Raw genomic sequence first — 25,192 nt, 5'->3', positions numbered from 1 at the left:
GTGCGACGTCTCGTGCCGACCGGATTGCTGCTGCTCGGGGTGCTGGCCGGCCCGCCGGCGCGGGCACAGACGACCCCCTACCCGTGGCCGGACGGGAAGATCGCAGCGGTCAGCCTGGCCTACGACGATGCGCTGGACTCGCAGCTGGACAACGCGATACCCGCGCTCGACCGCCATGGGCTGAAGGGCAGTTTCTACCTGCAACTCTCAAGCGACACGGTGCGCCTGCGGATGGAAGACTGGCGCCACGCGGCACGGCAAGGGCATGAGTTGGGCAACCACACCTTGTTCCACCAGTGTTCGGCATCGCTGCCGGACCGCGGCTGGGTGGAACCGCAGCGCGACCTGGACACCACCACCGCCGCCCAGATGAAGGACCAGGTGCTGGTCGCCAACGTCATGCTCGCCGCCATCGACGGCCAGCGCGAACGCACCCTGACCGTTCCCTGCGGCGACGTGATGGCGCGCGACGGTAACTACATCGACCTGGTCGCCGACCAGTTCGTCGCCATCAAGCTGGGCAACGCGGACGTCATCGGCGACATGCGTACGCTCGACCTGCATGCCGTGCCTGTCATGGTCCCCGTGGGTGTCACCGGTGCGCAGCTCATCGCGCATGTCGAGGAAGCGGCGAAGCGCGGCACGATGGTCAACTTCACCTTCCATGGCATCGGCGGCGACCACCTGGCCGTGTCCAACGAAGCGCACGAAGCGCTGCTTGCCTACCTCGCGCGCCACCGCGACCGCTACTGGGTGGACACGTTCGTCAACCTGATGCGCCACGTGCGGGATCAGCGCGCCGATTCCCGGCAACGCTGACCGCAACTCCCGGGGACGCAACAGCATCGTCGGCGCAGGACGCGGGATCGTCCCGCCTGTCCATGCCATGCGCAGCCAGCATGGCTTGCAGCCGCTGCGCGACGTGCCTGCGGTCTGCCGCGGACGCGCCCTCGCCTATCCGGTCGGCGAGCGCGTTGAACTGAGGCCAGAACTGGGCCGGATGGCGCAGCCTCGACAGCCACGGCGACAACATGCCGGCCAACCGGTCCAGTTCGCGATCCAGCGACGCCCGCGTGTTCACGCGACGGCCCGCGGCCACGCCACCCGCACATGGTGCACGCTGCCGTCGTCGACCAGCGGGATGCGCGGCCCGGGCAGCGCGACGCCATCCACCTCGACGCGCATCGGGCCCGCGTCATGCTGGCTGACCTGGATCGCATACAGGCTGGTGCCGAAGCGGTAGCGAAGCGTGTATCCGGGCCAGTCCGCGGGCAGGCAAGGGGTGAGCAGCAGTTCATCGCCGAGCCGCTGCAGGCCCAGCAGCGATTCCGTCAGCAGTCGATACATCCAGCCGGCCGAGCCGGTGTACCAGGTCCACCCGCCGCGGCCCACGTGCGGGGCCACGCCGTAGACGTCCGCCGCTAGCACGTAGGGCTCCACCTTGTAGATGGCGGTGGCCTCGGCGTCCTGCGCGTGGTGGATGGGATTGATCATGCGCGCGAGTTCCCACGCACGCGTGGCATCGCCACGGTGCGCGAACGCCATGGCCGCCCACACCGCGGCGTGCGTGTACTGCCCGCCGTTCTCGCGCACGCCGGGCACATAGCCGCGGATGTAGCCCGGATCCTTCGGTGTCTTGTCGAAGGGCGGATCGAGCAGCTGGATGAGTCCCGCTTCGCGCCGCACCAGGTGCTGGTCGAGCGACGCCATCGCCTGCTTCGCACGCGCCGGGTCCGCCGCACCGGACAGGACGGACCAGCTCTGCGAGATCGAATCGATCCTGCATTCATCGCTGGCGGTGGAACCCAGCGGACTGCCGTCGTCGAACCACGCGCGCCTGTACCACTGCCCGTCCCAGGCGTGGGCCTCGATGTTCCCGCGCAGGCGCTCCGCCTGCTCGAGGCAGTACTCGGCGAACACGCCGTCGTCGCGCGCCCGGGCGACCTCGACGAAGCGCTGCAGGGTGTCGTAGAGGAAGAAGCCCAGCCAGACGCTTTCGCCGCGCCCGGCTTCGCCGACGCGGTTCATGCCGTCGTTCCAGTCGCCCGTGCCGATCAATGGCAGCCCGCGCTCGCCCAGCAGGCGGCAGCCGCGCTGCAGGGCCAGCACGCAGTGCTGGTAGAACGACTGGCGCAGATGGGACACCACCGGCATGTCGTAATACGACTCCTCGTCGGGACCGACCGGCCGCCCATCGATGAACCGGACGTCCTCGTCGAACACGCTGGCATCGCCGGTCACCTGCAGATAGCGCGACGCGGCCAGTGGCAGCCACAGGTAGTCGTCCGAGCAGCGGGTGCGCACGCCACGTCCCTGCGGCGGATGCCACCAGTGCAGCACGTCGCCCTGCGGGAACTGATGGGCAGCGCACAGCAGCAGGTGCTCGCGGGTCAGCGCAGGCTTCGCATGGATGGTCGCCATGGTGTCCTGCAGCTGATCGCGGAAGCCGAAGGCGCCACCGGACTGGTAGTAGCCGCTGCGCGCGACGTAGCGGCACGCCAGTGTCTGGTACATCAGCCAGCCGTTGGCCAGCGCGTCCACGCTCGGGTCCGGTGTCTCCACCTGGACGGTGGTCAGCAACTGGCGCCAATGGATGCGCAGCGCGTCCAGTGCATCGTGCGCACGCTGCGCACCCTGCAGCCTCCGCGCCAGCTGCAGGGCCTCGTCACGGTCCTTGCCCATGCCCAGCCGGAAGACGGTTTCGGTTTCCTGTCCGTCGACCAGCACCAGCGGCACCTGGATGGCGGCACACGGATCCAGCCCCACGCCGAGCCGGCCTGAAAGGCGCTCGCGACGCAACGCCGCCGGATGGGCCAGGCTGCCGTTGCGACCGAGGAATTCGGTGCGGTCGGTGGTGTAGGTGCACCCGTTGGCGTCGGTGTCGAAGAAGGCGACGCGGCCGTTGAACTCGGTGTTGTACGGATTGCGTGCGGTAAGCACGCCCGTGGCGCCATCCTGCTCGCTGATCACATGCATCTGCGACTTCATCCGCAGGTCGCCCAGCACCCATTCCACATAGCCGGTGGCGGAGATCCGCCGTGGCCGGCCGGACAGGTTGCGCAGCTTCAGCACCGAGAACTTCACCGCATCCTCGACGGCCACGTAGACCCACAGCTCGCTGGCGATGCCGTCTTCCATGTGTTCGTACACGCTGTAGCCGAAGCCGTGGCGTGTGCGATACGCGCCATGTCCGCGCCTGGGCAGCGGCGTCGGCGACCACACGTGGCCGGTTTCCTCGTCGCGCAGGTAGAACGCTTCGCCGCCGCTGTCGGAGACAGGATCGTTGTGCCACGGCGTCAGCCTGAACTCGTGCGCGTTCTCGAACCAGGTGTAGCCCACCATGCTCTCGCTGACGACCGTGCCGAGCTTCTCGTTCGCCAGCACGTTCGACCACGGTGCCGGCGTGGGCGCGCCGTCCTGGGTGGTGATGAGGTATTCGCGGCCGTCGGCCGAGAACGCACCCGTCCCGTTGTCGTAGAGCACCTCGGTGGCGGCGGCTTCAAACGGCCAGGCGTCGTTCTCTTCATCGACCTGCGGGGGCGGCGGCAGCCCACTGGTGGCCTGCAGGTCCGGTTGCTCTTCCACCGGTCCTTCCGGCAGCAGCGCGGGGATGCTCCGCTCGACCGGTTCATGGCGGCCGACCTGCGCGGCCAGCGAGCCCTGCTGGTCGCTGATGATCACGCGCGCGACCGACTGCAGCAGGATGCGGTCTTCCTGCGACATCTGGTAGCCGGGCCGCACGAAGATGCCGCCGGGCCGGTCCAGCACGTTGGTTTCCGGGTCGGCCGAGATCATGCCGAGGATCTGGTCCTGCAGCTGCTGCCGGTAGCCGGTCTGGCTCTCGTTCCAGATCACCAGGTCCGCACGCAGGCCTTTCAATCGCCAGTACGCATGCGCCTGCACCATCTGGCGGACCAGTTCGATGTTGTCCGCGTCGGAAATCTGCAGCAGCACGATCGGCAGGTCGCCGGAAATCGCATGGCCCCACAGGCCGGACTGGCCACGCTGGTTCTGCAACAGCACGGCGGGGTCGGCACGGAGCAGCGGGTGTGCGTAGACCATCAGGCCGGCCAGACGCTCATAGAGTTGCGCGTCGGCCTGGGATGCGTTGATCTGGCGCCTGACCACCTGGCTGTGGGTCCAGGCCAGGTCGAAGACGCGGTCGGCCAGGCGGCGGTCGCGGTATTTGTCTATCAAGTCCGTGCAGGCCTCGCGGTCCACGCCGACGCCGTAGACCATGTCGATCATGGCGGTTTGGCCCGGATCCAGCTGGATGCGGCAGCGGATCGCCACTACCGGGTCCAGCACCGAACCCTCGCTGTCGGTCAGCGCCTCCGCCGACGACAGCGCATGCGGCGCGCGTGGCGTGTTGCCGCGGCCCAGGAAGCGCGCGCGATCGGTTTCGTACGAGATCGCGCTGATGTCGGCGTCGTGTACGGCCACCAGGTGGAACATCCACGGCGGCACTTCGTCGTGCGCGCGCGGCCGCCGCGTGCACAGCAGCGCCTGCTTCTCGCGCACGATCTCCGATTGCACGAACAGGTTGCTGAAGGCCGGATGCGCCTCGTCCGCGATCGCCGGCGCCAGCACCACCTCGGCGTACGTGGTGATCTCGATGGTGCGGGTGCGGCGGCTGCGGTTGCTCAGGCGCAGGCGTCGCAGTTCGATGTCGTCCTCGGCGGAAATGGCGATTTCCAGATGGCTGTCATAGCCCCGCTTGCGCCCGCGGAACTCGGCCTTGGCATCGGAGAAGATCGCCTCGTACTGGTCGACCGGCACGCAGGTGGGCTGCAGCGAGGTGGACCAGAACTCGCCGCTTTCGACATCGCGCAGGTAGCAGAAATTCCCCCAGTGGTCGCGCGTGCCGTCCTCGCGCCAGCGGGTGACCGCCATGTCCCGATGGCGGCTGTAGCCACCGCCGGCATGGGTAAGCAGGCCGTGGTAGCGGCCGTTGGACAACAGCTGCACGGCAGGACGCGAGGTCCCCGGATTGCGCAGGATGCGCAGCTGGGTTTCCGTTTCGGTGGGCGTGGCGCGCGCGCCGAGCGTCTCGGCCTCGTGCGGGTGGAACACGCCCGTGTGCGGGATGCGTTCCTGCAGCAGCAGCAGCGTCGCCTGGAACTCGGCATCGGCCACGAACCGGCGCTGCATGGGCTGTTGCCTCAGCAGATGGACCAGCGACAGGAAGCCCATGCCCTGGTGGTGGGCCATGAACGAACGCACCACCACGCATTCCTGCCCGTGCGGTACGCGCGCCGGCGTGTAGTCGATGGCTTCGTACAGGCCGAAGTGGCCACCGAACCCCAGTGCGTCCAATCGTTGCAGGTTCTGGCAGGCGGCCTCCGGCGCCACCATCAGCGCCATCATGCTGGCATACGGCGCGATGACCAGGTCCTGGCCCAGCCCGCGCTTCAGGCCCAGCCCCGGCACGCCGAACGCACGGTACTGGTAGTTCATGCGCGCATCGACGGTGTTGTAGCCGGATTCGGAAATGCCCCACGGCACGTCGTGGTGCGCGCCATGGGCGATCTGTGCCTCCACGGCGTGCCGCGAGGTCTGGTCAAGCAACGTGTCCGGATAGCTCGGCATCACCAGCTGCGGCATCAGGTACTCGAACATCGAGCCGCTCCACGACAGCAGCGTGGCATCGCCGTTCACCTCGGTCAGCAGGCGGCCGAGCGCGAACCAGCTTTCCTGCGGCAGCTGTCCCTGTGCGATGGCGACGAAACTGCACAGGCGCGCCTCCGACGCCAGCAGGTCGTAGAAGCCGCTGTCCAGGCGGTGCTCGTCCAGGTTGTAGCCGATCGCCAGCAGGTGGCGGGAACGGTCGTACAGGAACTCGTATTCCATCAGCGAGAACTGCCCCGCGATGTGGGCCAGTCGTTCGAGCTGGTGGATGCGTTCGCGTGCACGCTTGCTGGCCAGTGGGCGGGCGTTGCGTTCCTGCAGCTCGCGCAGCGTGGGGATCCGTTCGGTGCGTGCCTCCTGCGATGCGAAGTCGGGCACCAGGAACACCAGTTCCGCATGCGCGGAGCGGCATGCCTCCGCAAGGCGGGTGGGCCAGTGCGGCGCGTCTCCTTCGTCAGGCAAGGTGGCTGGCCACGCGGCGAGGATGTCGTCCGCATGCACCACCAGCTGCGCCAGCGTGCGCTCGGCCTCATGCACGGTGACGGGTGGCTCCGCCAGGGTGGAAGACAGCGCCGTGCGGAATGCCATCAGGGCGCCGGACAGGATCTCTCCGTCCAACAGTGCCTCGCGGCGCGCGTCTTCCAGCACGGCCAGCGTATCGACCAGCCCGGCGAACGTGCACGGGGCCAGCACCGGGGCATCCGCCAGCCCCAGCAGACCCTGGCGGAGGGTCAGCAGGTGTCCCGCCAGGTTGCCGCTGTCCACGGTGGACAGGTAGGCCGGCGGCAGCGGACGCAGTGTCTCGGTGTCGTACCAGTTGTAGAAGTGCCCGCGATGGCGCGGCAGCAGCTCCAGCGTGGCGAACACCAGGCGCGTGCGCTCCATCACCCCGCCCGCCTGCAGGTAGCCGAAGTCATACGCCGACAGGTTGGCCAGCAGCGACAGCCCGATGTTGGTGGGCGACGTGCGGCGCGCCACCACCAGCGCGGGATGCTCCTGCACGTTGTCGGGGGGCAGCCAGTGGTCCTCGGCGCGCACATAGGTTTCGAAGAACGCCCAGGTGCGCCGCGACAGCTTGCCGAGGAACGCCAGCTGCGAGGCGGACAGGTTGGCGGCGCGATGGGCGGGCGGGCGGCCCATCCATGCCATCAGCACCGGCGAGGACAACCACAGCAGCAGCAGCGGCATGGCCACCCACAGCGATGCGGGTTGCCTCAGGGCCAGCAGTACCGCGACCGCCACCGCGAACACCGGCGCGGCCGCCATGCTGCGCAGTTCGGCACCCATGCCGCTGCCAAGGCTGCGCTCGACTTCGCTGGACGGATTCCATTGCAGCAGGTGCCGGCGCGTGACCAGCAACCGCCACAGGGTGCGCAGGATGGCCGCCAGGCTGAAGAAGGCTTCGTACGGCAGGCAGGCCAGCGTCACCGCGGCGCGCAGCACCTGGCGAAGCGTGGACCGGCCCACCTGCAGCAGGTGGGTTTCCAGCGGCATGTCCACCGGGATGGAGAACACTTCGCGCAGCGCCGGCACCAGCACGGGCACCAACCACAGGCTGAGCAGCCACGCGGTCCAGGCGAGCGGTTGTGGCGCGAACAGCCAGCCCAGCACCAGCAGCGCGGTGGTGGCCGCGGGCACCAGGCTGCGGCGCAGATTGTCCAGCAGCTTGCCGCGCGACAGCCACGTCAGCGGGTTGCGCTCGAAGCCGCCCTCGCGGCGGGGCACCCACGGCAACAGCCACGGCAACAGTTGCCAGTCACCGCGGATCCACCGGTAGCGCCGCTTGACGTCCGCAGCGTAGCGCGACGGATAGTCCTCGAACAGGCGCACGTCGCTGACCAGGCCGGCGCGCGCGTAGCACCCTTCCAGCAGGTCGTGGCTGAGGATGCGGTTGTCGGGGAAACGGTCCGCGAGCGCGTGCTCGAATGCATCCACGTCGTAGATGCCCTTGCCGACGAAGGACCCCTCGCCGAACAGGTCCTGGTACACGTCCGAGACGGTGCGCGTGTAGGGATCGATGCCCGGCTCGCTGCCGAACATGCGTGCATAGCGCGAGCTCCTGCGACCACTCAGGCTGGTGCCCACGCTGGGCTGCAGGATGCCGTAGCCCCGCACCACGCGACGGTGGCGCGCATCGAACGACGCACGGTTGAGCGGATGCGCCAGGGTGCCGGCGAACTCGCGCGCGGCATCGCGCGGCAGGCGCGTGTCCGTGTCCAGCGTGATCACGTAGCGCACCTGCGCCAGCGGGGTGGTGTCGCCGACCACGCGCAGGAAGTCCTCGCCGGAGCCGCCGCGCAGCAGCCGGTTCAGTGCCGCCAGCTTGCCGCGCTTGCGTTCGTATCCCATCCAGCGCCGCTCGCGGTCGTTCCATTGCCGCGGCCGGTGGAACAGGAAGAAAAGATCGCCGCCGCCCTCGCCCGCGCGTTCGGGGGCATAGCGGGAATTGAGTTCCTCGATCCGGCGCGCCGCGCGCGCAAGCAATGCCTCATCACCTGGCAGCGATGCCTCGTCCGCGTCAAGGAAGTCGGTCAGCAGCGCGAAATGCAGGTAGCGGTCGCGATTGGCCAGGAAGCGTACTTCCAGCCCCTCGACCAGGCTGTCGATGCCTTCCGCGCTGCCGAGCATGCTGGGTACCACGACCAGCGTGCGCGCATCGGCAGGGATGCCCTTGGAAAAATCCATCCGCGGCAACGGCCGCGGCGGCACCAGCAGGGTGGCCGCCCAGTTGACCAGTGCGATGCCCAGCTCGCTGAAGGCCAGCAGCGCCAGCGCCGCCAACACCCAAGGGGAAACGCTCTGCGCGGACGGACCCGACGCCATCAGCCCCCACGTGAACATGCCGATGATGGCTGCGATCGGCAGCAGGTAGACCAGCAGGGAAACGCGATGCCGCCGCAGGCGTGCGTGCCGGTGGCCCTGCGCCGACGCCGCCACCGCCGCCTGCGTCTGCGCCACGCCGTCGTCCACCAGGTAGAAGCCGACATGCGCACGGTAGTCCGCGGGATCGGCGGTGGCAGCCTCCTGCGCCAGGCGCAAGGCGGTGTCGGCGACTTCCTGCTCGCTGGCGCCGCTCCGCTGCGCCATCTTCTCGACCACGTGGCGGTAGCTGTCGCGGGTGCTGAAATCCATCGCGGCATAGGTACGCGCCGGATCCAGGTGCAGCGTGCGCTCGACCACGCTCATGTTTTCCACGAATTCCCGCCAATCCATGTTGGCGAGGAAACGCAGGCTGCCGATGCTGTTGCTGATGGATACCTGGTCCGCCGCCTGCTGCTGGCTTTCCAGGTGCACCAGTTCCTCGATGCGGTGACCGCCATCGGCGGCCCACTGCTCGAGCCAGGTGAGCGGCATGGAGAACACGCCGCCACGGCCCTGCAGCCCGCGGGTCAGCTCGGAGACGAAGGCGCCGGACAGCGGCGGGCGCGAACGCGCCATGTCGGCGATCACCAGCACCACGTCCTTGGGGTTTTCCGCCGCGGTGAGGTTCAGTTGCTCGGCCCATTCGCCGGCCAGCCGGTGGTCGGCGCTGTCGCGCATCACCCGCACGGCCATGCGCCGCAGGTTGTCGATCAGCGCCAGGCGCAACATGATCGGGATCGCCCACAGCTCGCCGAGCTTCAGCGGCGTGATGGACTGGTACGACGCGACGAAGCGGCTGATGGTTTCGGCATCGATGCGGCCATCACCGTGCGCGATGGCCTCCAGCGACAGGTCGTACACGCGCGGCAACCCGGCCGACGGGCCCTGGCTCAGCGAGGGCAGCTGGCGGCTGTAGCCCTTGGGAAGATGGCGACGTGCGGTATGGATCTGCTCTTCGACCAGATAGTAGTTGTCCAGCAACCACTCGCCGGCGGGCGTGATCCGCATGTCTTCCTGCACCATGCGGGTCAGCAGCGTGCAGACGTCGTCCAGCAGGCCTTCGTTCTCTTCCAGCCGGTCAAGCAGGCGCTCCGGGCCGGGGCGCGCACGGACACGATGCGCGCGGGCCAGCGCGCGACCATGCACTTCCATCTGCTCGACGTTGAACAGCTGCGAGCGAAGCGGTTCTTCCGCCTGTACCGGTTTCTGGGTTGCCGAGCGGCGCCAGCGCCAGAGGCGGCGGCGCAAACGCAACCAGCGGCTGAATACCCTCCAGACCTGGGGCATCGGGAATCCTGTGGGGTGGGCGACCGACGTGGAGCCCATCCTTGCATCCCGGCAGGTACAGGCGCGTGAAAGGCCGTGCACGGCGGAGCACGGACCCCGCGATCACGCCGATTTCCTCCAGCCGCGCTCACGGGACGTCCAGCAGTCCTCCGGGTGTCAGCCGCAACCGGCGGGTCGTGCCGATGGCTTCAAGGAAGGGAAGGTCATGGCTGACCACCACCATCGCACCTTCGAAGCCCTGCAACGCGCTTTCCAGTTCGGCGGTGGCATCGAGGTCCAGATGGTTGGTGGGCTCATCCAGGAGCAGCAGGTTCGGGGCGGGGTGCGCATGCAGCACGCAGGCCAGCGACAGCCTGGCGCGCTCACCACCGGAAAGTGCACGCGCGGGCCGCTGCATGCGATCGCTGCGGAAATGCAGCCGCGCCAGCAGATCGGCACGCTGCTGGGTGGTCATGCCGGGAGTGGCGCGTTCGAAGTTCTCCGCCACGCTGAGCGACGGATCCAGATGCTCCAGCCGCTGCGACAGGCGGGCGATACGGGTTGATCCGCGCCGGAGCGTTCCCGCGGTCGGCGCGCATTCGCCCGACAGGATCTTCAGCAACGTCGTCTTGCCGGTCCCGTTGTCGCCCAGCAGGGCGACCCGATCCGGCCCACGCAGCGTGAGCGAAACACCGTGCTCGCCGAACAGCGTGCGACTTCCCGCGCGTGCCCGCAGGTGCTCGCCGACGAGCAGCAGGTGCCCATCGGCAACACGCGTGGCGGGCAGCACGAATGAGGGCACGGACGATGCAGACGTGCTGGCGCGCGCGAGCTGGAGTTGCCCGCGCAGCTCGCCGACACGATGTCCATGCACGCCTTCCGCCTTGCCCGCCGAGACCTGGGCGGCGCGTGCGCGATTGCCTGCCACGATCCTGGGCAGGCCTGCATCCGCCCGGGTGCGCCTGGCGTTTCCCGTGCGCCTTTCATTGCGCTCGCGCGCCTGCTGCAACTCGCGCTTCTCGCGGTGCAGCTCCTGGCGGAGATGATGCATGTGCTGCTCCTGCGCACGCCGCTCGGACGCAACCGCCGCCCGGTAGGCACCGAATCCTCCGTTGAAGACGCGAAGGCCGCGCGGGCTCAGCTCGACGATCTGCTCCATGCCTTCGAGCAGTTCCCGGTCATGGCTCGCCACGATCAGGATGCCGCGGTAATCGGCAAGCACGTCGCGGAGCCGTCTGCGCGCGGTGAGATCCAGATGGTTGCTGGGCTCGTCGAGCAGCAGCACGGCAGGCCGTCGCAACAGGTGTCCGGCAAGCGCGAGCGACATGATCTGGCCACCACTGAAGGTGGAGATGCGCCGCGACGGGGCAGCATCCTCGAGGCCCAGCCTTCCCAGCATCGCCTCGACGCGCTCGCGCAGGTCCCACTGCCCTTCGACGCGTTCGAACAGCACCGGATCGGTGTCACCCGCCGCGATCGCCTCCAGCGCATGCAGCCCATCGGCCACACCGAGCACGTCCGCCACGCGCGCTTCGGGATGCATCATCAGATCCTGTGGCAGATAGCCAACGTCGCCGAAGACCTCGATCCGTCCGGCCTGTGGCGGGAGTTCGCCTGCGATCAGGCGCAGCAAGGTGCTCTTGCCGCCGCCGTTGGGAGCGACAAGGCCGGTCCTGGACGGACCGATCACGCACGACACATCGGCCAGCACGGGAGTGCCGTCGGGCCAGGCAAAGGAAAGGTGGGAAACGCTGACGCGTATCTCGGGCATGGGTTCCTCCAGGAGAGCAGCGCACGCATTGCGCGCAGACAGTCGGCGGGAGCGTCCGGTGAGGCACTGGACGGCTCCGTTGCTGGGGGGGAACGCTTGAATCACATGTCCGGGGAGGTTCCTGCAGGAACGTGCGGGGCGCGCATTGTCGCAGGGCGCAGGGTCGCACGCATGAACGCGCGCTAGCTCTTCGTGTCCAGCAGCAGGGTGGCACGCAGCCCCCCACCTTCGCGGTTGGCCAGTACCAGCTCCCCGCCCAGCGCATGCGTGAGCTGCTGCGCGATGGCGAGTCCCAGGCCGGTGCCGCCGGTGGACCGGTTGCGCGACGCCTCCAAACGATGGAAGGGCTGCTTCACCGCTTCCAACTGGTCCTCGGGCACGCCCGGGCCACGATCCAGGACATCGATGCAGATCCTTCCGCCGTCCAGCAACCGCACCCGTGTTTCGGCACTGCCGGCGTACGCCAGCGCGTTGTCGATGAGGTTCTGCAGGATGCGGCGCAACACCTGCGGATGGGTATGCATCGACGCCGTATCGCCGTCGATGCGCTGCACGGCCTTGCCGGTGTCCTGGTAGTCGCCCACCACGCTGTCGAGGAAGGCGAGCAGGTCAAGCCGCACCGATGGCCCCATCGCCACGTTCGCGCTGCGGGCGTAGTTGAGGCCGTCACGCACCAGTTGGCTGATCTGGTCGATGTCATCGAGCAGCCGCGCATGTTCGGCGTTGTCGTCCAGTGCCTCCACCCGCAGGCGCAGCCGGGTGATCGGGGTCTGCAGATCGTGGGAGATGGCCGCCAGGATCTGCGTGCGCTCCGACACGTGGTTGGCGACGCGCGCCTGCAGCGTGTTGAGCGCCTGCGCCGCCTTGGCGATTTCCACGGGCCCGTCCTGCGCCAGCGGCTCGCCTTTTCCCGCGGGATCCATGCGCTCGGCCGCCAGCGCCAGCTGCGCCAGCGGTCGCGTGGCCAGGCGCACCGCCACGCCGACGCACGCCAGCAGCAGCACGACCTGTGCCGCCAGCACCCAGGGCAACCAGCGGGCGACCGGCATCGGCGCCGGCGTGACCTCGATGGTCACCGGCTGCCCGTCCCGCAACGTCAGTTCCACCTCGTAGCGCTCCGGAACGGACGACACCGCACGCGGACGCAACGCATAACGGTGATCCAGCGCATCGTCGATCAGACCCGTCACCTGGCGCGCGCGATCGCTCGCCAGGGGCGTTCCCGTCTGCGCCGGACGCAGCAGGTAACGATAGGTCCGCCGTTCCAGGCGCGGGATCCATTCCTCGCGTTGCGCGGGCGGGAGACGCTCCAGCAACGCCACGCTGACGGGCACGTCCTCGAACAGGTTCCTCAACATCATCGAGCGCGTGGCATCCATGCGCTCCTGGAACAGCACCGAGAACGACAGCGCGTGTGCCAGCAGCAGGCCGGCACCCAGGATCAGCAACAGCCGCGCACGCAGGGTACGGGGCAGCAGGCGCGAAAAGGGTCCGGGGGGCGTCGCGCTCATGCGTCTTCGCCGATCAGCACGACGGGCTGGCTGAACACATAGCCTTCGCTGCGTACGGTCTTGATGTAGGTCTGCTCGCGCGCGCCGTCACCCAGACGCTGGCGCAGCCGGCTGACCAGCAGGTCGATGGAACGGTCGAACATCTCCGCGTCGCGTCCCTGGGTGAGGTTCAGCAGCTGGTCGCGGCTCAACACGCGTTGCGGGTGGTCGATGAAGATGCGAAGCAGCCTGAACTCCGCACCGCTCAGCGGATACGCCGTGCCCTCGGCATCCAGCAGATGGCGTGCGGTCGTGTCCAGGCGCCAGTCGCCGAAGCCCAACAGGCGGCTTGCCTCGCTGACCTGCAGGTTGGGCGGCAGCATGCGTGCGCGGCGGATCACTGCATTGATGCGCGCCAGCAGTTCGCGCGACGAGAACGGCTTGGTCACGTAATCGTCGGCGCCCATTTCCAGCCCGATGATGCGGTCGGTCTCGTCATCGCGCGCGGTCAGCAACACGATCGGCACCGTCTTGTGCCGGCCCGCACGCAGGTTGCGGCACAGCGACAGCCCATCCTCGCCGGGCATCATCACGTCGAGCACGATCAGGTCGATGTCGCTGGTTTCCAGCGTGGCGCGCATCTCGCGCCCGTCCGCGGCCAGGCTGACCCGCAGCCCGTTGCGCCGCAGGTAGTCGCCGACCATCTGGCGGATGTCCCGGTCGTCGTCGACGACCAGCACATGATCGGTGTGGGATGACATGTGTTCGGCTCCGGATTCCACGGCGCGACAGGCGCCAGCGACGGATGGTAGCGCCTCGCCCCGGGGCGGCCGCCAGCGCCTTTGTATCGGAATGTATCCGCGGCCCGATTCCGGCCATTGGCTGACAAATCCGGGGTGTGCGCGACACGTCGCCGATACGCGGCAGGCGCGGAATGTGTCCATCGCCGACGGAGCCTCCGTTGGCACCTTCCCAAGGACACGCCATGCCCACTTCCGCCCTTCCCTCCCCCCAGGCCGCGCTGGTGTTCGGCGGCTCGCGCGGCATCGGTGCCGCCATCGCCCGCCGCCTGGCGCACGAAGGCTACGCCGTCGCGCTGACCTACGCCTCGCGCGCCGACAAGGCCGACGAGGTGGTCGCCGCCATCCGCTCCGCGGGCGGCCAGGCCATCGCCCTGCAGGCGGACGCGGCGGATCACAACGCCATCATCGCCGCCGTCGCCGATGCCACCGCGCGCCTGGGGCCGCTGCAGGTCGCGGTGGTCAACGCCGGCATCTACCAGGGCAGTCCGCTGGATCAGTTCCCGCTCGCGATGCTCGACCAGATGCTCGCGGTCAACGTGCGCGGCGTGTTCCTCGCCATCCAGGCTGCCGCCGCGAAGATGGCGGACGGCGGGCGCATCATCACCATCGGCAGCAACACCGCCCAGCGCAGCGGTTCCGTCGGCAGCAGCGTCTATGCGATGACCAAGTCCGCCGTGGCCACGCTGGTGCGCGAGCTGGCGCTGGACCTGGCGCCGCGCCGCATCACGATCAACAACATCCAGCCGGGCCCGATCGAAACCGACATCACCGCCAGCTTCCTGGAGCCGCTGATCCAGCGCAGCCCGCTGCAGCGCGTAGGCCGGCCGGAAGAAGTCGCATCACTCGCCGCCTACCTGGTCAGCGCCGACGCCGGCTACATGACCGGCGCCAGCCTGACGATGGATGGCGGCTACGCCATCTGAGACGCGCACGACGAACGCGCACCCCACCGCTTCCCTTCCATCCACCCTGACGGAGGATCCACCATGTCCGCTACCCCATCTTCATTCCCTGCCGTTGCCCGCCGTGGCCTGCGCTGGCTGCCATGGCTGCTGGCGTCGGGCCTGCTGCTGAGCGGCGTCGCCGCCGCGGCCACGCCCACCGCCGCTTCCGACCGCACCCCGCCCGCCGAGCTGGTGGCGGACAGGCAGGTGGAGGCCGGTGACCTGCGCATCGGCTACGCCGACCTCGGCCCGAAGCGGGGTGAAGTGATCATCCTGCTGCACGGCTGGCCTTACGACATCAACAGCTACGCCGAGGTGGCGCCGCAGCTGGCCGCGCGCGGTTATCGCGTGATCGTCCCGCACCTGCGCGGCTACGGCACCACGCGGTTCCTGTCCGCCGACACGCCGCGCAACGGGCAGCCCGCCGCCCTGGCATCGGACGTCATCGCGCTGATGGATGCGTTGAAGATCCGTCGCGCCACCCTGGCCGGCTACGACTGGGGCGCGCGCTCGGCCGACATCGTGGCCGCGATATGGCCCGAACGCGTCAAGGCGCTGGTGTCGGTCAGTGGCTACCTGATCGGCAGCCAGGAGGCGAGCCGCAAGCCTTTGCCGCCTTCGGCGGAACTGCAGTGGTGGTACCAGTACTACTTCGCCACGGAGCGCGGCCAGGCCGGGTACACGCAGTACACGCATGACTTCGCCCGCCAGATCTGGCAGCTGGCCTCGCCCCGGTGGGCATTCGACGACGCCACGTTCAACCGCAGCGCCGCCGCGCTGGACAACCCGGACCACGTCGCCATCGTGATCCACAACTACCGCTGGCGGCTTGGCCTGGCCGAAGGCGAGCCGAAGTACGCCGCGCTGGAACAACGCCTGGCGCAGGCGCCCGTCATCACCGTGCCGACGATCACCATCGAGGGCGATGCCAACGGCGCGCCGCACCCGAAGCCGGAAGCCTATGCCGCGAAGTTCACCGGCAAGTACGAGCATCGCACGTTCACCGGCGGCATCGGCCACAACCCGCCACAGGAAACACCGGCGGAATTCGTCCAGGCCGTCGTCGATGCCATCCACCTGTAACCGGACGCCCGCACCGGCGGCTGGCAGGCACCGCGTCCACCCGACACCTCGCAACCCGACACACCCCAAACGGAGATTCCCATGAACACACTCGACACCGTTCTCTACACCGGCAAGACCCACACCACCGGCGGCCGTGAAGGCCATGCACGCAGCGACGATGGCCAACTCGACATCGCCCTGTCGCCGCCCGGCAGCCGCCGTCCCGGCACCAATCCCGAACAGCTGTTCGCCGCCGGCTGGTCCGCCTGCTTCGAAGGCGCCATGGGCTTCGCCGCGCGCAAGCTGCGCATCGAGCTGCCCGCCGGTACCGCCATCGATGCGGAAGTGGACCTCGGCACCCTGGGCGAGGGCTACCAGCTGCAGGCGCGGCTGAACATCGCGCTGCCCGGCCTGGAAGCACATCAAGCGCAGGCCATCGTCGACGAAGCGCATCGCACCTGCCCGTACTCGAAGGCCACGCGCGGCAACATCGATGTGCAGATCCGCCTGACCTGAGGCATCGCGTAACAGAACGTATCGCCCGGCTTGCACCGGCGATCCGGATACGAATCCCCGGATCGCCGGACACGTTGCAGTGACACGCGCGCGATGGAATGAGCTCCCGCACCCCACGGCTGGATTTCCGATGATCGAATACACCCTGGCTGCCCTCGCGGGCATGGCCACCATCCTCTCGCCCTGCATCCTTCCGGTGCTGCCCATCGTGCTGGCGACGGGAACAGGCCGTGATCGCGCCACGCCGCTGTGGATCATCGGCGGGTTCGTCGGCACCTTCGCGGCCAGCGGCATCCTGCTGGGCACGCTGGCCGCCTCGTCCGGCGAACTGCAGGCCGGCATCCGCACCGGTTCCATCATCGTGCTGATGCTGGCCGGCCTGGCCTGCTTCCGGCCGACGCCTTTCGAACGCGCGGTGGCGTGGACGCAGCAGCAATGGAGCCGCATCGCGCCGCCACGGATGGCGCTGGCGGGCATCGGCGGTCGGCCGGGCGCGCTGATCATCGGGGCATCGCTGGGACTGGCGTGGACGCCGTGCGCCGGCCCCGTGCTGGCATCGGTGCTGGCGCTTGCCGCGTCGTCACAGCAACCCGCGAAGGCAAGCGCGCTGCTCGGCGTGTATGCGGTGGGTGCCGGCATTCCCATGTTGCTGATCGCCTACGGCGGCCACTGGATCAACGCGCGCCTTCCCTTCCTGCAGCGCCATGCCGACCTGCTGCGCAAATGCTTCGGTGCAGTCGCCGTCGCAGTCGCCGTGCTGCAGTTGCTCCAGTACGACGTGTTCGTGTCCGCCTGGGCCACCCAGTGGCTTCCCCCTCTCTCGCAAGGACTCTGATCCCATGAAAAAGTTCGCTTCCCTGGCCACCCTGCTGGCGGCCTGCGTGTTTTCCGCCGCCTGCTCGCCCAACGTGCAGGCCGACCCCGTCCAGCCCACGCAGGCCGCGCCGGCCGCGATGGCACCCGAGTTCACCGGCATCGATGCCTGGCTAAACGGCCCGCCACAGAGCCTGCGCAACCTGCGCGGCAAGGTGGTGCTGGTGGAGTTCTGGACGTACTCGTGCATCAACTGCGTGCGCGTGATGCCCCACGTGAAGCAGTGGCATGCGCGCTACCGCGACCAGGGGCTCGTCGTGATCGGCGTGCATACGCCCGAATACGGTTTCGAGAAGAAGCTGGACAACGTGCGCGCCGCCGTTCAGCGGTTCGGCATCACGTATCCGGTCGCGCAGGATAATGCCTACGATACCTGGAATGCCTACGGCAACCGCTACTGGCCGGCGATGTACCTGATCGACCAGGAAGGACGCATCGTGTACCAGCACTTCGGCGAAGGGCAGTACGAGGAAACCGAAGCCAGGATCCGCGCACTGCTGAAGGCCGACGTTCCGAAGCGCTGACCGCGCCGGTCGTCGCTGCACGGATGCGCACGCACGGACAGGTGGCCGGGACTGTACGGATGGTACGCTGGCATGCCCCCGACGCCGGGGTCCCGCTGGGATCTCGGCATCGGCATCCGCCACGCCTGCGACGACCCACGATGACCGGACGAGTTGATGCCATGCGCGACCTGCTGTCGGCACACCCGGCATGACGACGATGACCACGCCACTGCTGGCGTTGCACGTGGGCAAGGTGCAGCCCTATACGCGCGCCGGCAGCACCAGCGCCATTGCCAAGACGCCGGTCAGCGCGCGACTGCAGGTCACGCCACTGGGCCTGCTCGGCGACGAGCAGGCCGACCTGCGCGTCCACGGTGGTCCGGACAAGGCGGTGCACCATTACCCGTTCGATCACTACGAGGCATGGCGAGAAGAACTGGGCCATCCGCTGCTGGGCGCGCCCGGTGCGTTCGGCGAGAACTTCTCGACGCTCGGCTGGACGGAAGAGACGGTGCACTTCGGCGACATCGTGCAGGCCGGCACCGCCGTGCTGCAGGTCTCGCAGGGCCGGCAGCCGTGCTGGAAGCTCAATGACCGTTTCGGCGAACCCCGGATGGCGGGCCGGCTCCAGGCCAGCGGCCGCACCGGCTGGTACTACCGCGTGATCGAACCCGGCGCGGTGGCTGCCGGCGACACGCTCCGTATCCTGGAACGCCCCTACCCGCAATGGCCGCTCAGCCAACTGGTGCAGATGCTGTTCCATCGCACCCTCGACCACGCGCTGCTGGAATCCGCCAGCGAGCTGCCTTTGCCGCCGTCGTGGCAGAAGCTCATCCGGCACCGGCTCGAGCGCAACCAGGTGGAATCCTGGAGCAAGCGGCTGGAAGGACCGAGTGATGCCTGAGCGCGCGGCACCGGTGCCCTCGGCATGCGGTGCGTCGTCGCGCCGATCAGCTCGCGTCGAGGTGTGAGGCCAGCCATTCGCGCGGAGAGGCGCCTGTCCTTCGACGGAAAGCGCGAGAGAGTGTCGGCGCATCCGCGAATCCCAGGTCCAGCGCGACCTGCTTGACGGAACGGCCGCCCCGCAGCAGCGAGCTGGCGACGTTGAGTTTCCAGTCGAGCGAGTACGCCGCCGGCGTGGTGCCCGTTGCGGATTTGAACGCAGCGGCGAAGGCACTGCGCGACATGCCCGCGTTCGCGGCCATGCGCTCCAGCGTCCAGTCCGCATCGGGCGCCGCGTGCATCGCCATCAGCGCCTTGGCCAGTCGTGGATCGGCCAATCCCATCATCATGCCCTGCGAGACATGCGCTTCGGTGGGATGATCGATGATCCAGCGCAGCACCTGGATCAGCACGATTTCGAACAGGCGGTTGGCGAGCAGCTTGGAACCGCAGCGCAGCTGGTCGGATTCGGCGAACAGCAGGTCCAGCGTCGCGCCGAGGCCCTCGATGCGTTCCAGGGGAAGGGCGATGACGTCCGGCAGCGACTGGACGATCGGATTCCGGCTGCCGCCATCGAAATCCAGGGTGGCGCAGGTGAAGTCCGAGCCGTCACGCGGCGGATTGATGAATTCGTGGTGCACCGCGCGCGGAAACAGGAGCAGCGTGGGCTCGGAGAGGTGCAGGCGCGCCAGCCGCGTTCCTTGCCGATGCAGCATGTCCATCTCGCCCCGCCGCAGCACGTGCAGGAACCCGCGGCCCGGCCGGGCATCGAAGACCTGGTGACCGCACAGCGGTCCGGAATGGAAGAGCGAGGCGTGCACGCGGAACCGTTCCAGCACCGGCGTCAGGCGGTCGATCGCAGGGCTGGCGGCGTCGGTGGCAGCGGGCGCAGTGCTGGACGAAATGACATCTTTTAGCGACATATAGCCACCAACCGTCCTGATCGGGTTCCTATTATGACCGCCACCCGGCCATCCCGGCCGGCACTTCAACAGGAACTCCCCTCATGTCCCGCGTACCCCTCATCAACCCCCAAGACACCACGGACGAACGCCAGGTCCTGCTCGGCCAGATCCACGCCGCGTTCGGCGCCACGCCCAACATGTTCCGCGCCGTCGCCAACTCCACCGCCGCCCTGAAGAGCATGTGGGGCTCGTTTGGCGCGCTGGGCAATGGCGTCATCCCCGCCAAGCTGGGCGAGCAGATCGCCGTAGCCATCGCCAACCGCAATGCCTGTGAATACTGCCTGGCGGCGCACACTGCGCTGGGCCGCAAGGCGGGCGCCAGCAGCCAGGAAATGACCGCGGCACAGGGCGGCGAATCCGAAGATCCGAAGACGGCGGCCGCCCTGCGCTTCGTCCTGCGGGTGGTGGAAGGGCGCGGCCAGATCGACGACGCCGACGTGCAGCAGCTGCGCACGGCAGGATTCGGCGACGAAGAGATCGTCGAGATCCTGGCGCACGTCGCCCTGAACCTGTTCACCAACTACATCAACGTGGCGTTCTCGGTGCCGGTGGATTTCCCCGGCGTCAAACTGCGCTGATGCAGCGCCGTCTCCGCTGGTCGCCACCGCGCGGCCAGCGGATCCCTATCAATGGTCCAGCGTGCCCGCTTGCCCGCATGCCCGCGCGATGGCCAACGGAGATGCCCCCGATGCAAGCCTATGTCCCGATCAACTGCGAGTTCCACGACGTCCTGGAAGCGTCCGCCGTCCGCGGGCGCGCCGCCGTCATCCGCTACCTGGACGAGCAGGAGACACTGCGGATCGTCGAAACGCGCATCCGCGACCTCTATGCGCGCAATGCCATGGAATACATGCAGTTGGATGACGGCAGCGCCATCCGCCTGGATCGGCTGGTGAGCGTGGACGGTATCGAGCGGAGCGCCTTCGAAGACGTGTGTGCCCTGCCCGACGCGTGATCGATTCACGTGACGTACGCGATGAACAAGGCGCGCGCCCCTGCCACCGCGCCTCAGGAACGCTTTGCCGCCCATGATGCGGACGAAACACCGGTGTCGCGCAGCACGTCCAGCGCTTCGTCGATCATGCCGCGGGTGATCTCCTCCGCGCCCATCGCCTTCGCCAGCGGCGCGGATTGGCCAGCCCAGAGCGGAACGAAATCGCCGCCCGGGTCATGTTCCCTGAGCGCTGCCAGCAGGCTGCCGGCATAAGGGAACGCGATCGCTTCCGACGACATCGGGCCAAGTTCGCGCATCAGTCGATTGAGCAGGCCGCGCGCAGGTCGACCGGTGAACACGTTGGTCACGCGCGTGGCATCGTCGGTGGACGTGGCCAGCGCCGCGCGATGCGCGGGCGACGTGCGCGCTTCCGGACTGCGCAGGAAGGCGGTCCCCACCTGCACTGCCGACGCGCCGAGCATCAGCGCCGCCGCCAGTCCGCGTCCGTCCGCGATGCCGCCGGCTGCGATGACGGGCACCTCCACCGCGTCGACGATCTGGGGCAGCAGCGACAGCGTGCCCACCTGGGCGCCGACGTCGGTATCGAGGAACATGCCGCGGTGCCCGCCCGCCTCCCAACCCTGCGCAATGATGGCGTCGGCACCGCGGGCTTGCAGCCAGCTGGCTTCCGCCACGGTGGTCCCGCTGGACAGCACGAACGCGCCGGTCGCCTTCACGCGTTCCAGCAGAGATGCATCGGGCAAGCCGAAATGGAAACTGACCACCTGCGGCCGCAGCGCCTCGACCGCGGCGAGTGCTTCCTCATCGAACGGCTGCCGTCCGGCGGCAACCTGCGTCGGCAGGCTCAGGCCGAGCTGCTCATGCAGCGGCGCCAGCGCCGCGCGCCAGCGTTCGATGTCGGCGGGCGACGGTGGCGATACCGTGTGCGCGAAGAAGTTGAGATTCAACGGCGCATCCACCGCGTCGCGGAAACGCCGGGTCTGTTCGTGCAGCTGCTCGATGGACAGCGTGGCCGCGGCGATCGCACCCAGCCCGCCTGCGCGGGCCACGGCGATGGCGAGCGCGGCATCGGCCACGCCTGCCATCGGCGACAGCAGCAGGGGCGCCGCCATGCCCAGCCGGCGCATCAGATTTTCCGATCGTGGCAGTGACATGGCGGCGGCGCTCCTCGGGTTTTCAGCGGGGCGATGCATCACGACGGCGGCGGTCCGTCACCAGTTCCCCGCCGTGGCCCCAGTCGTCGGTCTCCACTTCGGCGATGACGATATGGGTGAGGTCGGGCTGCTTGCCCAGGACGCGCTCGAGAGTATCGGTGATCTCGCGGACCACCTGGCGTTTCTGGGCCTGCGAGGCACCGTCGCGCGTGATGCTGACATGGACGAAAGGCATTGGGATTCTCCTGATTGGCGAGGGGGCCACACGCGTGGCCCCGGGTGGATCACCAATGACCGGCGGCCATGCCGCCATCGACCGGCAGCACGACACCGGTGGTGAAAGCCGCATCACCGAGGTACAGCACGGCTTCGGCGATCTCGTCGACGGTACCGATGCGTCCGGCGGGCTGCAGGCCCTTGAGGAAATCGTGCATCTCCTCGGTGTACAGCGGCGTATCGACGATGCCCGGCGCCACGGCGTTCACCTGGATGTTGTGCGCGGCCAGCTCCAGCGCCAGCGCCTTGGTGGCCTGGTTGATGCCGCCCTTGATGAGCACCGGCAACGCGGCCGGCACGGACTTCAGCGGCTGGTCGGCGATGCTGGCGGTGATGTTGACGATGTGGCCGGCGCGACGCTCGCGCATGTGCGCGGCCGCTGCCTGCGAGGTGAAGAAGAAGCCCTTCAGGTTGGTGTCGACCAGGGCCTGCACATCCTCCGGGGTGTACTCGGTGAACGGCCTGGCGGTGAAGATGCCGGCGTTGTTGACCAGTACGTCGACCTGGCCGAAACGTTCGACCGCGGCGGCGACCAGGCGCTGGGCGGTCGCCGGCTCGGCCACGTCGCCGGGCACCAGCAGCAGGTTGGCGGGCTGGCCCAGCTGCCCGGCCGCGGCCTGCAGGCGTTCCAGCGTGCGGGCGTTGGCGACGACGTTGTCGCCCCGCTGCAGGTAGGCGCGGGCGATGGCGAAACCGATGCCGCTGGAGGCGCCGGTGATGATGACGGTCTTGGTGCTCATGGAAGTTCCTGTGGGTGCGGGAAAGGCCTTTCGGCGGTGGAAGGACTCTATTCCTCACTCCGCAGCCGATAAATCCGCCACAATTCACTTCACCTGTTACGTGGAGTAACGAATGCGCCGACAATTCGATGATGTGCTGGTCGGCAGCCTGGAGCTGTTCTGCCTGGCGGCGGAAATGGGCGGCTTCACCCGCGCCGCCACCGCAGCGGGCGTCACCCCGGCCGCCGTCAGCCGGTCGGTGGCACGGCTGGAGGAACGGCTGGGCGTGCGCCTGTTCGTGCGCACCACGCGCCACATCCGCCTGACCGACGCCGGCCGCGCCTACTGGACGCATTGCCGGCAGGCGCTGGAACAGCTTGCCGAAGCCGACCGTGAAGCCTCCGGCGAACAGTCCGAACCCGTCGGCCGCATCCGCATCAGCGTGCCGACCACCTACGGGCATTACCGCCTGCTGCCGTTGCTGGCGGAATTCCACCGGCTGCATCCACGCATCCAGGCCGACATCCACATCGGCAATCGCAACATCGATTTCGCTTCCGAGGGCTTCGACCTGGCGGTGCGCGTGCGCAAGCCGCCGGAGTCGGGCCTGGTGGCGCGCCATCTGGAAGACGCCGAACTTGTCCTGGTCGCCTCGCCCGACTATCTGCAGCGACGCGGCGTTCCCGACTCGCTCGGCGCCCTGGCCGGACACGACTGCATCCAGTTCGAACTGCCCAGCACCGGACGACGCATCCCGTGGTTGTTCAAGGAAGGCGCCACCGACATCGAGCTGGAGACCGATGGCCCGTTCCTGCTGTCCGAGGACGTGCTGGGTGGCGTGTCGCTGGCGTGCAGCGGCGCCGGTGTTTTCCAGGCCTACCGCTTCACGGTCGAACGCGAGATCGCACAGCAGCGGCTGGTGGAAATCCTGCCTCGGCATGGCGGCCGCAGCCGCCCCTTCAACCTGCTCTATCCCTCGGGCCGCCACATGCCATTGCGCGTGCGGGCCTTCGTGGATTTCCTGGTGGCGTCGCTCGGCCGGACTTCGTGGCCAGGCCATGGACGGTGAGCGGCAGCACCGAACGCTGCCCGCTCATTCCACAGCGAGTAAAGGCGTCGCGCTGCTCACCCAGCACTTCACCCGGCGACTTGCGGTCAGCCGGGCGTGAGCACCACTTTCCTGCACGCGTCCTCGCGCCCGTTGAAGATCTCGTACCCCTTAGCCGCGTCCGCCAGATTCATGCGGTGGGAAATGATCACTTCGGGGGCCAGGTCGCCGTCGCCGATGTGTTCGAGCAGTTCGGGCAGCAACGCCTGCACGTGGGTCTGCCCCATCTTGAAGGTGAGGCCCTTGTCGAATGCATCACCGAACAGGAACCCGTGGATGAAGCCGGCATAGACACCGGGGACACTCACCGTGCCTCCACGACGCGTCGCCGCGATGCACTGGCGCAAGGCCTTGCCGCTTGAGCCTTCCAGCTTCAACGTGGTCAGTATCGTTTCGGTGGCGCTTCCCTTGGCCTCGAAGCCGACCGCCTCGATGCTGGCGTCCACACCGCGTCCCGCCGTCGCCTCGATGATGTACTCGGCCGGATCTTCCTGTTCGTCGAAATTGATCGGAATCACACCGTAGGTATCGCGCGCGAAATCAAGCCGGTACGCGTTGTGATCGACCATGAAGATGGTTTCGACGCCCAGCATGCGGGCGCACGCGGCCGACATGTAGCCCACCGGGCCCGCGCCGAAGATCGCCAGGGTGGAACCCGCGCCCACGCCGGCGTTCAACACGGCCTGGTAGCCCGTCGGCAGGATGTCGGAGAGGAACAGGACCTGTTCGTCGGACAGCGCGTCCGGCACCACCAGCGGACCGACGTTCGCCTTGGGCACGCGCACGAACTCCGCCTGCCCACCCGGCACGCCGCCATAGAGATGGCTGTAGCCGAACAGCGCCGCCGGCGGCTTGATCTGCTTGGGGTTCATCGCGGCACCCTTGCCGGTGTTCGTGGTCTCGCAAGCGGAGAACTCGTTGAGCAGGCAATGGAAGCACTGCCCGCAGGCGATCACGAAGGGAATGACGACGCGGTCGCCCTTCCGCACGCGGGTGACGGCCGGTCCTGCCTCCTCGACGATGCCCATGAATTCATGGCCGAGGATGTCGCCATCCTTCATCCCCGGGATCTTTCCGCGATAGATGTGCAGGTCCGAGCCACAGATGGCCGTTGCCGTGACCCGCAGGAGGATGTCGTCGGCCGCTACCAGCTGGGGATCGTCGACCGTTTCCACCCGCACATCGCGGGCGCCTTGGTATGTCAGTGCTTTCATGGGTTCTGGTCTCGCGCAGGGCAGACCACCATGTGCCCACCGCAATCAACACGGCGTGATGTTGGCGCCGATCCTGTGCGATCGCGACAGGCACGACGGGCGGAGACGAACTGAAAGCAGATCGCCGAAGCATGC

19 protein-coding genes are annotated in these 25,192 nt (G+C 68.3%); 10 read left to right on the top strand and 9 right to left on the bottom strand.

Annotated elements, in window-relative coordinates; translation table 11 throughout:
- Positions 1-819, top strand: coding sequence for a polysaccharide deacetylase family protein (locus OVA13_RS15865; protein ID WP_267791423.1), 819 nt, complete (start codon positions 1-3; stop codon positions 817-819).
- Between the two features lie 258 nt (positions 820-1,077).
- On the opposite strand, the gene OVA13_RS15860 is transcribed toward OVA13_RS15865, so the two are convergent.
- From OVA13_RS15860 to OVA13_RS15845, 4 genes are all read right to left on the bottom strand, one after another.
- Positions 1,078-9,777, bottom strand: coding sequence for a glycoside hydrolase family 94 protein (locus OVA13_RS15860; RefSeq protein WP_267791422.1), 8,700 nt, complete (start codon positions 9,775-9,777; stop codon positions 1,078-1,080).
- A gap of 127 nt (positions 9,778-9,904) precedes the next feature.
- Positions 9,905-11,527, bottom strand: a complete 1,623-nt coding sequence (locus OVA13_RS15855; RefSeq protein WP_267791421.1) for an ABC-F family ATP-binding cassette domain-containing protein — start codon at positions 11,525-11,527, stop codon at positions 9,905-9,907.
- A gap of 182 nt (positions 11,528-11,709) precedes the next feature.
- Positions 11,710-13,038 (bottom strand): HAMP domain-containing sensor histidine kinase, encoded by a 1,329-nt coding sequence (locus OVA13_RS15850; protein ID WP_267791420.1) that lies wholly within the window; start codon positions 13,036-13,038, stop codon positions 11,710-11,712.
- Entirely contained in the window at positions 13,035-13,778 is a 744-nt protein-coding gene (locus OVA13_RS15845) for a response regulator (RefSeq protein ID WP_267791419.1), read from the bottom strand. Before OVA13_RS15845 ends, OVA13_RS15850 begins: the two co-directional genes overlap by 4 nt.
- Positions 13,779-14,002: 224 nt before the next feature.
- Between OVA13_RS15845 and OVA13_RS15840 the strand changes: the two genes are divergently transcribed.
- The 6 genes from OVA13_RS15840 to OVA13_RS15815 all read left to right on the top strand — a co-directional run bounded on the left by OVA13_RS15840 (position 14,003) and on the right by OVA13_RS15815 (position 18,628).
- Complete coding sequence (locus OVA13_RS15840; protein WP_267791418.1) at positions 14,003-14,743, top strand: SDR family NAD(P)-dependent oxidoreductase; 741 nt, start codon at positions 14,003-14,005, stop codon at positions 14,741-14,743.
- 63 nt (positions 14,744-14,806) lie between these two features.
- On the top strand, positions 14,807-15,847 hold the full coding sequence (locus OVA13_RS15835; RefSeq protein ID WP_267791417.1) for an alpha/beta fold hydrolase: 1,041 nt from the start codon (positions 14,807-14,809) through the stop codon (positions 15,845-15,847).
- A gap of 81 nt (positions 15,848-15,928) precedes the next feature.
- The gene (locus OVA13_RS15830) at positions 15,929-16,345 is read left to right on the top strand and encodes an organic hydroperoxide resistance protein (RefSeq protein ID WP_267791416.1); all 417 of its coding nucleotides are present in this window, start codon (positions 15,929-15,931) and stop codon (positions 16,343-16,345) included.
- Positions 16,346-16,475: 130 nt separating this feature from the next.
- Positions 16,476-17,180 (top strand): cytochrome c biogenesis CcdA family protein, encoded by a 705-nt coding sequence (locus OVA13_RS15825; protein WP_267791415.1) that lies wholly within the window; start codon positions 16,476-16,478, stop codon positions 17,178-17,180.
- 4 nt (positions 17,181-17,184) lie between these two features.
- A complete protein-coding gene (locus tag OVA13_RS15820; RefSeq protein WP_267791414.1) occupies positions 17,185-17,742 on the top strand; it encodes a thioredoxin family protein in 558 nt (185 codons plus the stop codon).
- Between the two features lie 190 nt (positions 17,743-17,932).
- Positions 17,933-18,628 (top strand): MOSC domain-containing protein, encoded by a 696-nt coding sequence (locus OVA13_RS15815; RefSeq protein WP_267791413.1) that lies wholly within the window; start codon positions 17,933-17,935, stop codon positions 18,626-18,628.
- A gap of 46 nt (positions 18,629-18,674) precedes the next feature.
- Here the strand turns inward: OVA13_RS15815 and OVA13_RS15810 are convergent, their stop codons facing one another.
- Positions 18,675-19,589, bottom strand: coding sequence for an AraC family transcriptional regulator (locus OVA13_RS15810; RefSeq protein WP_267793550.1), 915 nt, complete (start codon positions 19,587-19,589; stop codon positions 18,675-18,677).
- Positions 19,590-19,672: 83 nt separating this feature from the next.
- On the opposite strand from OVA13_RS15810, the gene OVA13_RS15805 reads away from it, so the two are divergent.
- The gene (locus OVA13_RS15805) at positions 19,673-20,209 is read left to right on the top strand and encodes a carboxymuconolactone decarboxylase family protein (RefSeq protein WP_267791412.1); all 537 of its coding nucleotides are present in this window, start codon (positions 19,673-19,675) and stop codon (positions 20,207-20,209) included.
- Between the two features lie 110 nt (positions 20,210-20,319).
- Positions 20,320-20,586 (top strand): hypothetical protein, encoded by a 267-nt coding sequence (locus OVA13_RS15800; protein ID WP_267791411.1) that lies wholly within the window; start codon positions 20,320-20,322, stop codon positions 20,584-20,586.
- Positions 20,587-20,639: 53 nt separating this feature from the next.
- Here the strand turns inward: OVA13_RS15800 and OVA13_RS15795 are convergent, their stop codons facing one another.
- From OVA13_RS15795 to OVA13_RS15785, 3 genes are read right to left on the bottom strand one after another with little or no spacing between them, the layout of a single operon-like run.
- Positions 20,640-21,740, bottom strand: coding sequence for an NAD(P)H-dependent flavin oxidoreductase (locus tag OVA13_RS15795; protein WP_267791410.1), 1,101 nt, complete (start codon positions 21,738-21,740; stop codon positions 20,640-20,642).
- Between the two features lie 22 nt (positions 21,741-21,762).
- Positions 21,763-21,975 (bottom strand): tautomerase family protein, encoded by a 213-nt coding sequence (locus tag OVA13_RS15790; RefSeq protein ID WP_267791409.1) that lies wholly within the window; start codon positions 21,973-21,975, stop codon positions 21,763-21,765.
- Positions 21,976-22,024: 49 nt separating this feature from the next.
- Positions 22,025-22,756, bottom strand: a complete 732-nt coding sequence (locus OVA13_RS15785) for an SDR family NAD(P)-dependent oxidoreductase (protein WP_267791408.1) — start codon at positions 22,754-22,756, stop codon at positions 22,025-22,027.
- A gap of 112 nt (positions 22,757-22,868) precedes the next feature.
- Between OVA13_RS15785 and OVA13_RS15780 the strand changes: the two genes are divergently transcribed.
- Positions 22,869-23,804, top strand: coding sequence for a LysR family transcriptional regulator (locus OVA13_RS15780; RefSeq protein ID WP_267791407.1), 936 nt, complete (start codon positions 22,869-22,871; stop codon positions 23,802-23,804).
- An 86-nt stretch (positions 23,805-23,890) separates the two neighbouring features.
- On the opposite strand, the gene OVA13_RS15775 is transcribed toward OVA13_RS15780, so the two are convergent.
- A complete protein-coding gene (locus OVA13_RS15775) occupies positions 23,891-25,057 on the bottom strand; it encodes a zinc-dependent alcohol dehydrogenase (RefSeq protein WP_267791406.1) in 1,167 nt (388 codons plus the stop codon).
- Positions 25,058-25,192 lie beyond the last annotated feature (135 nt).

Source organism: Pseudoxanthomonas sp. SL93 (assembly GCF_026625825.1).
Lineage (GTDB): Bacteria > Pseudomonadota > Gammaproteobacteria > Xanthomonadales > Xanthomonadaceae > Pseudoxanthomonas_A.
Note: the sequence above shows the minus strand (reverse complement) of the source record. Positions and strands in the feature narration are given on the sequence as shown.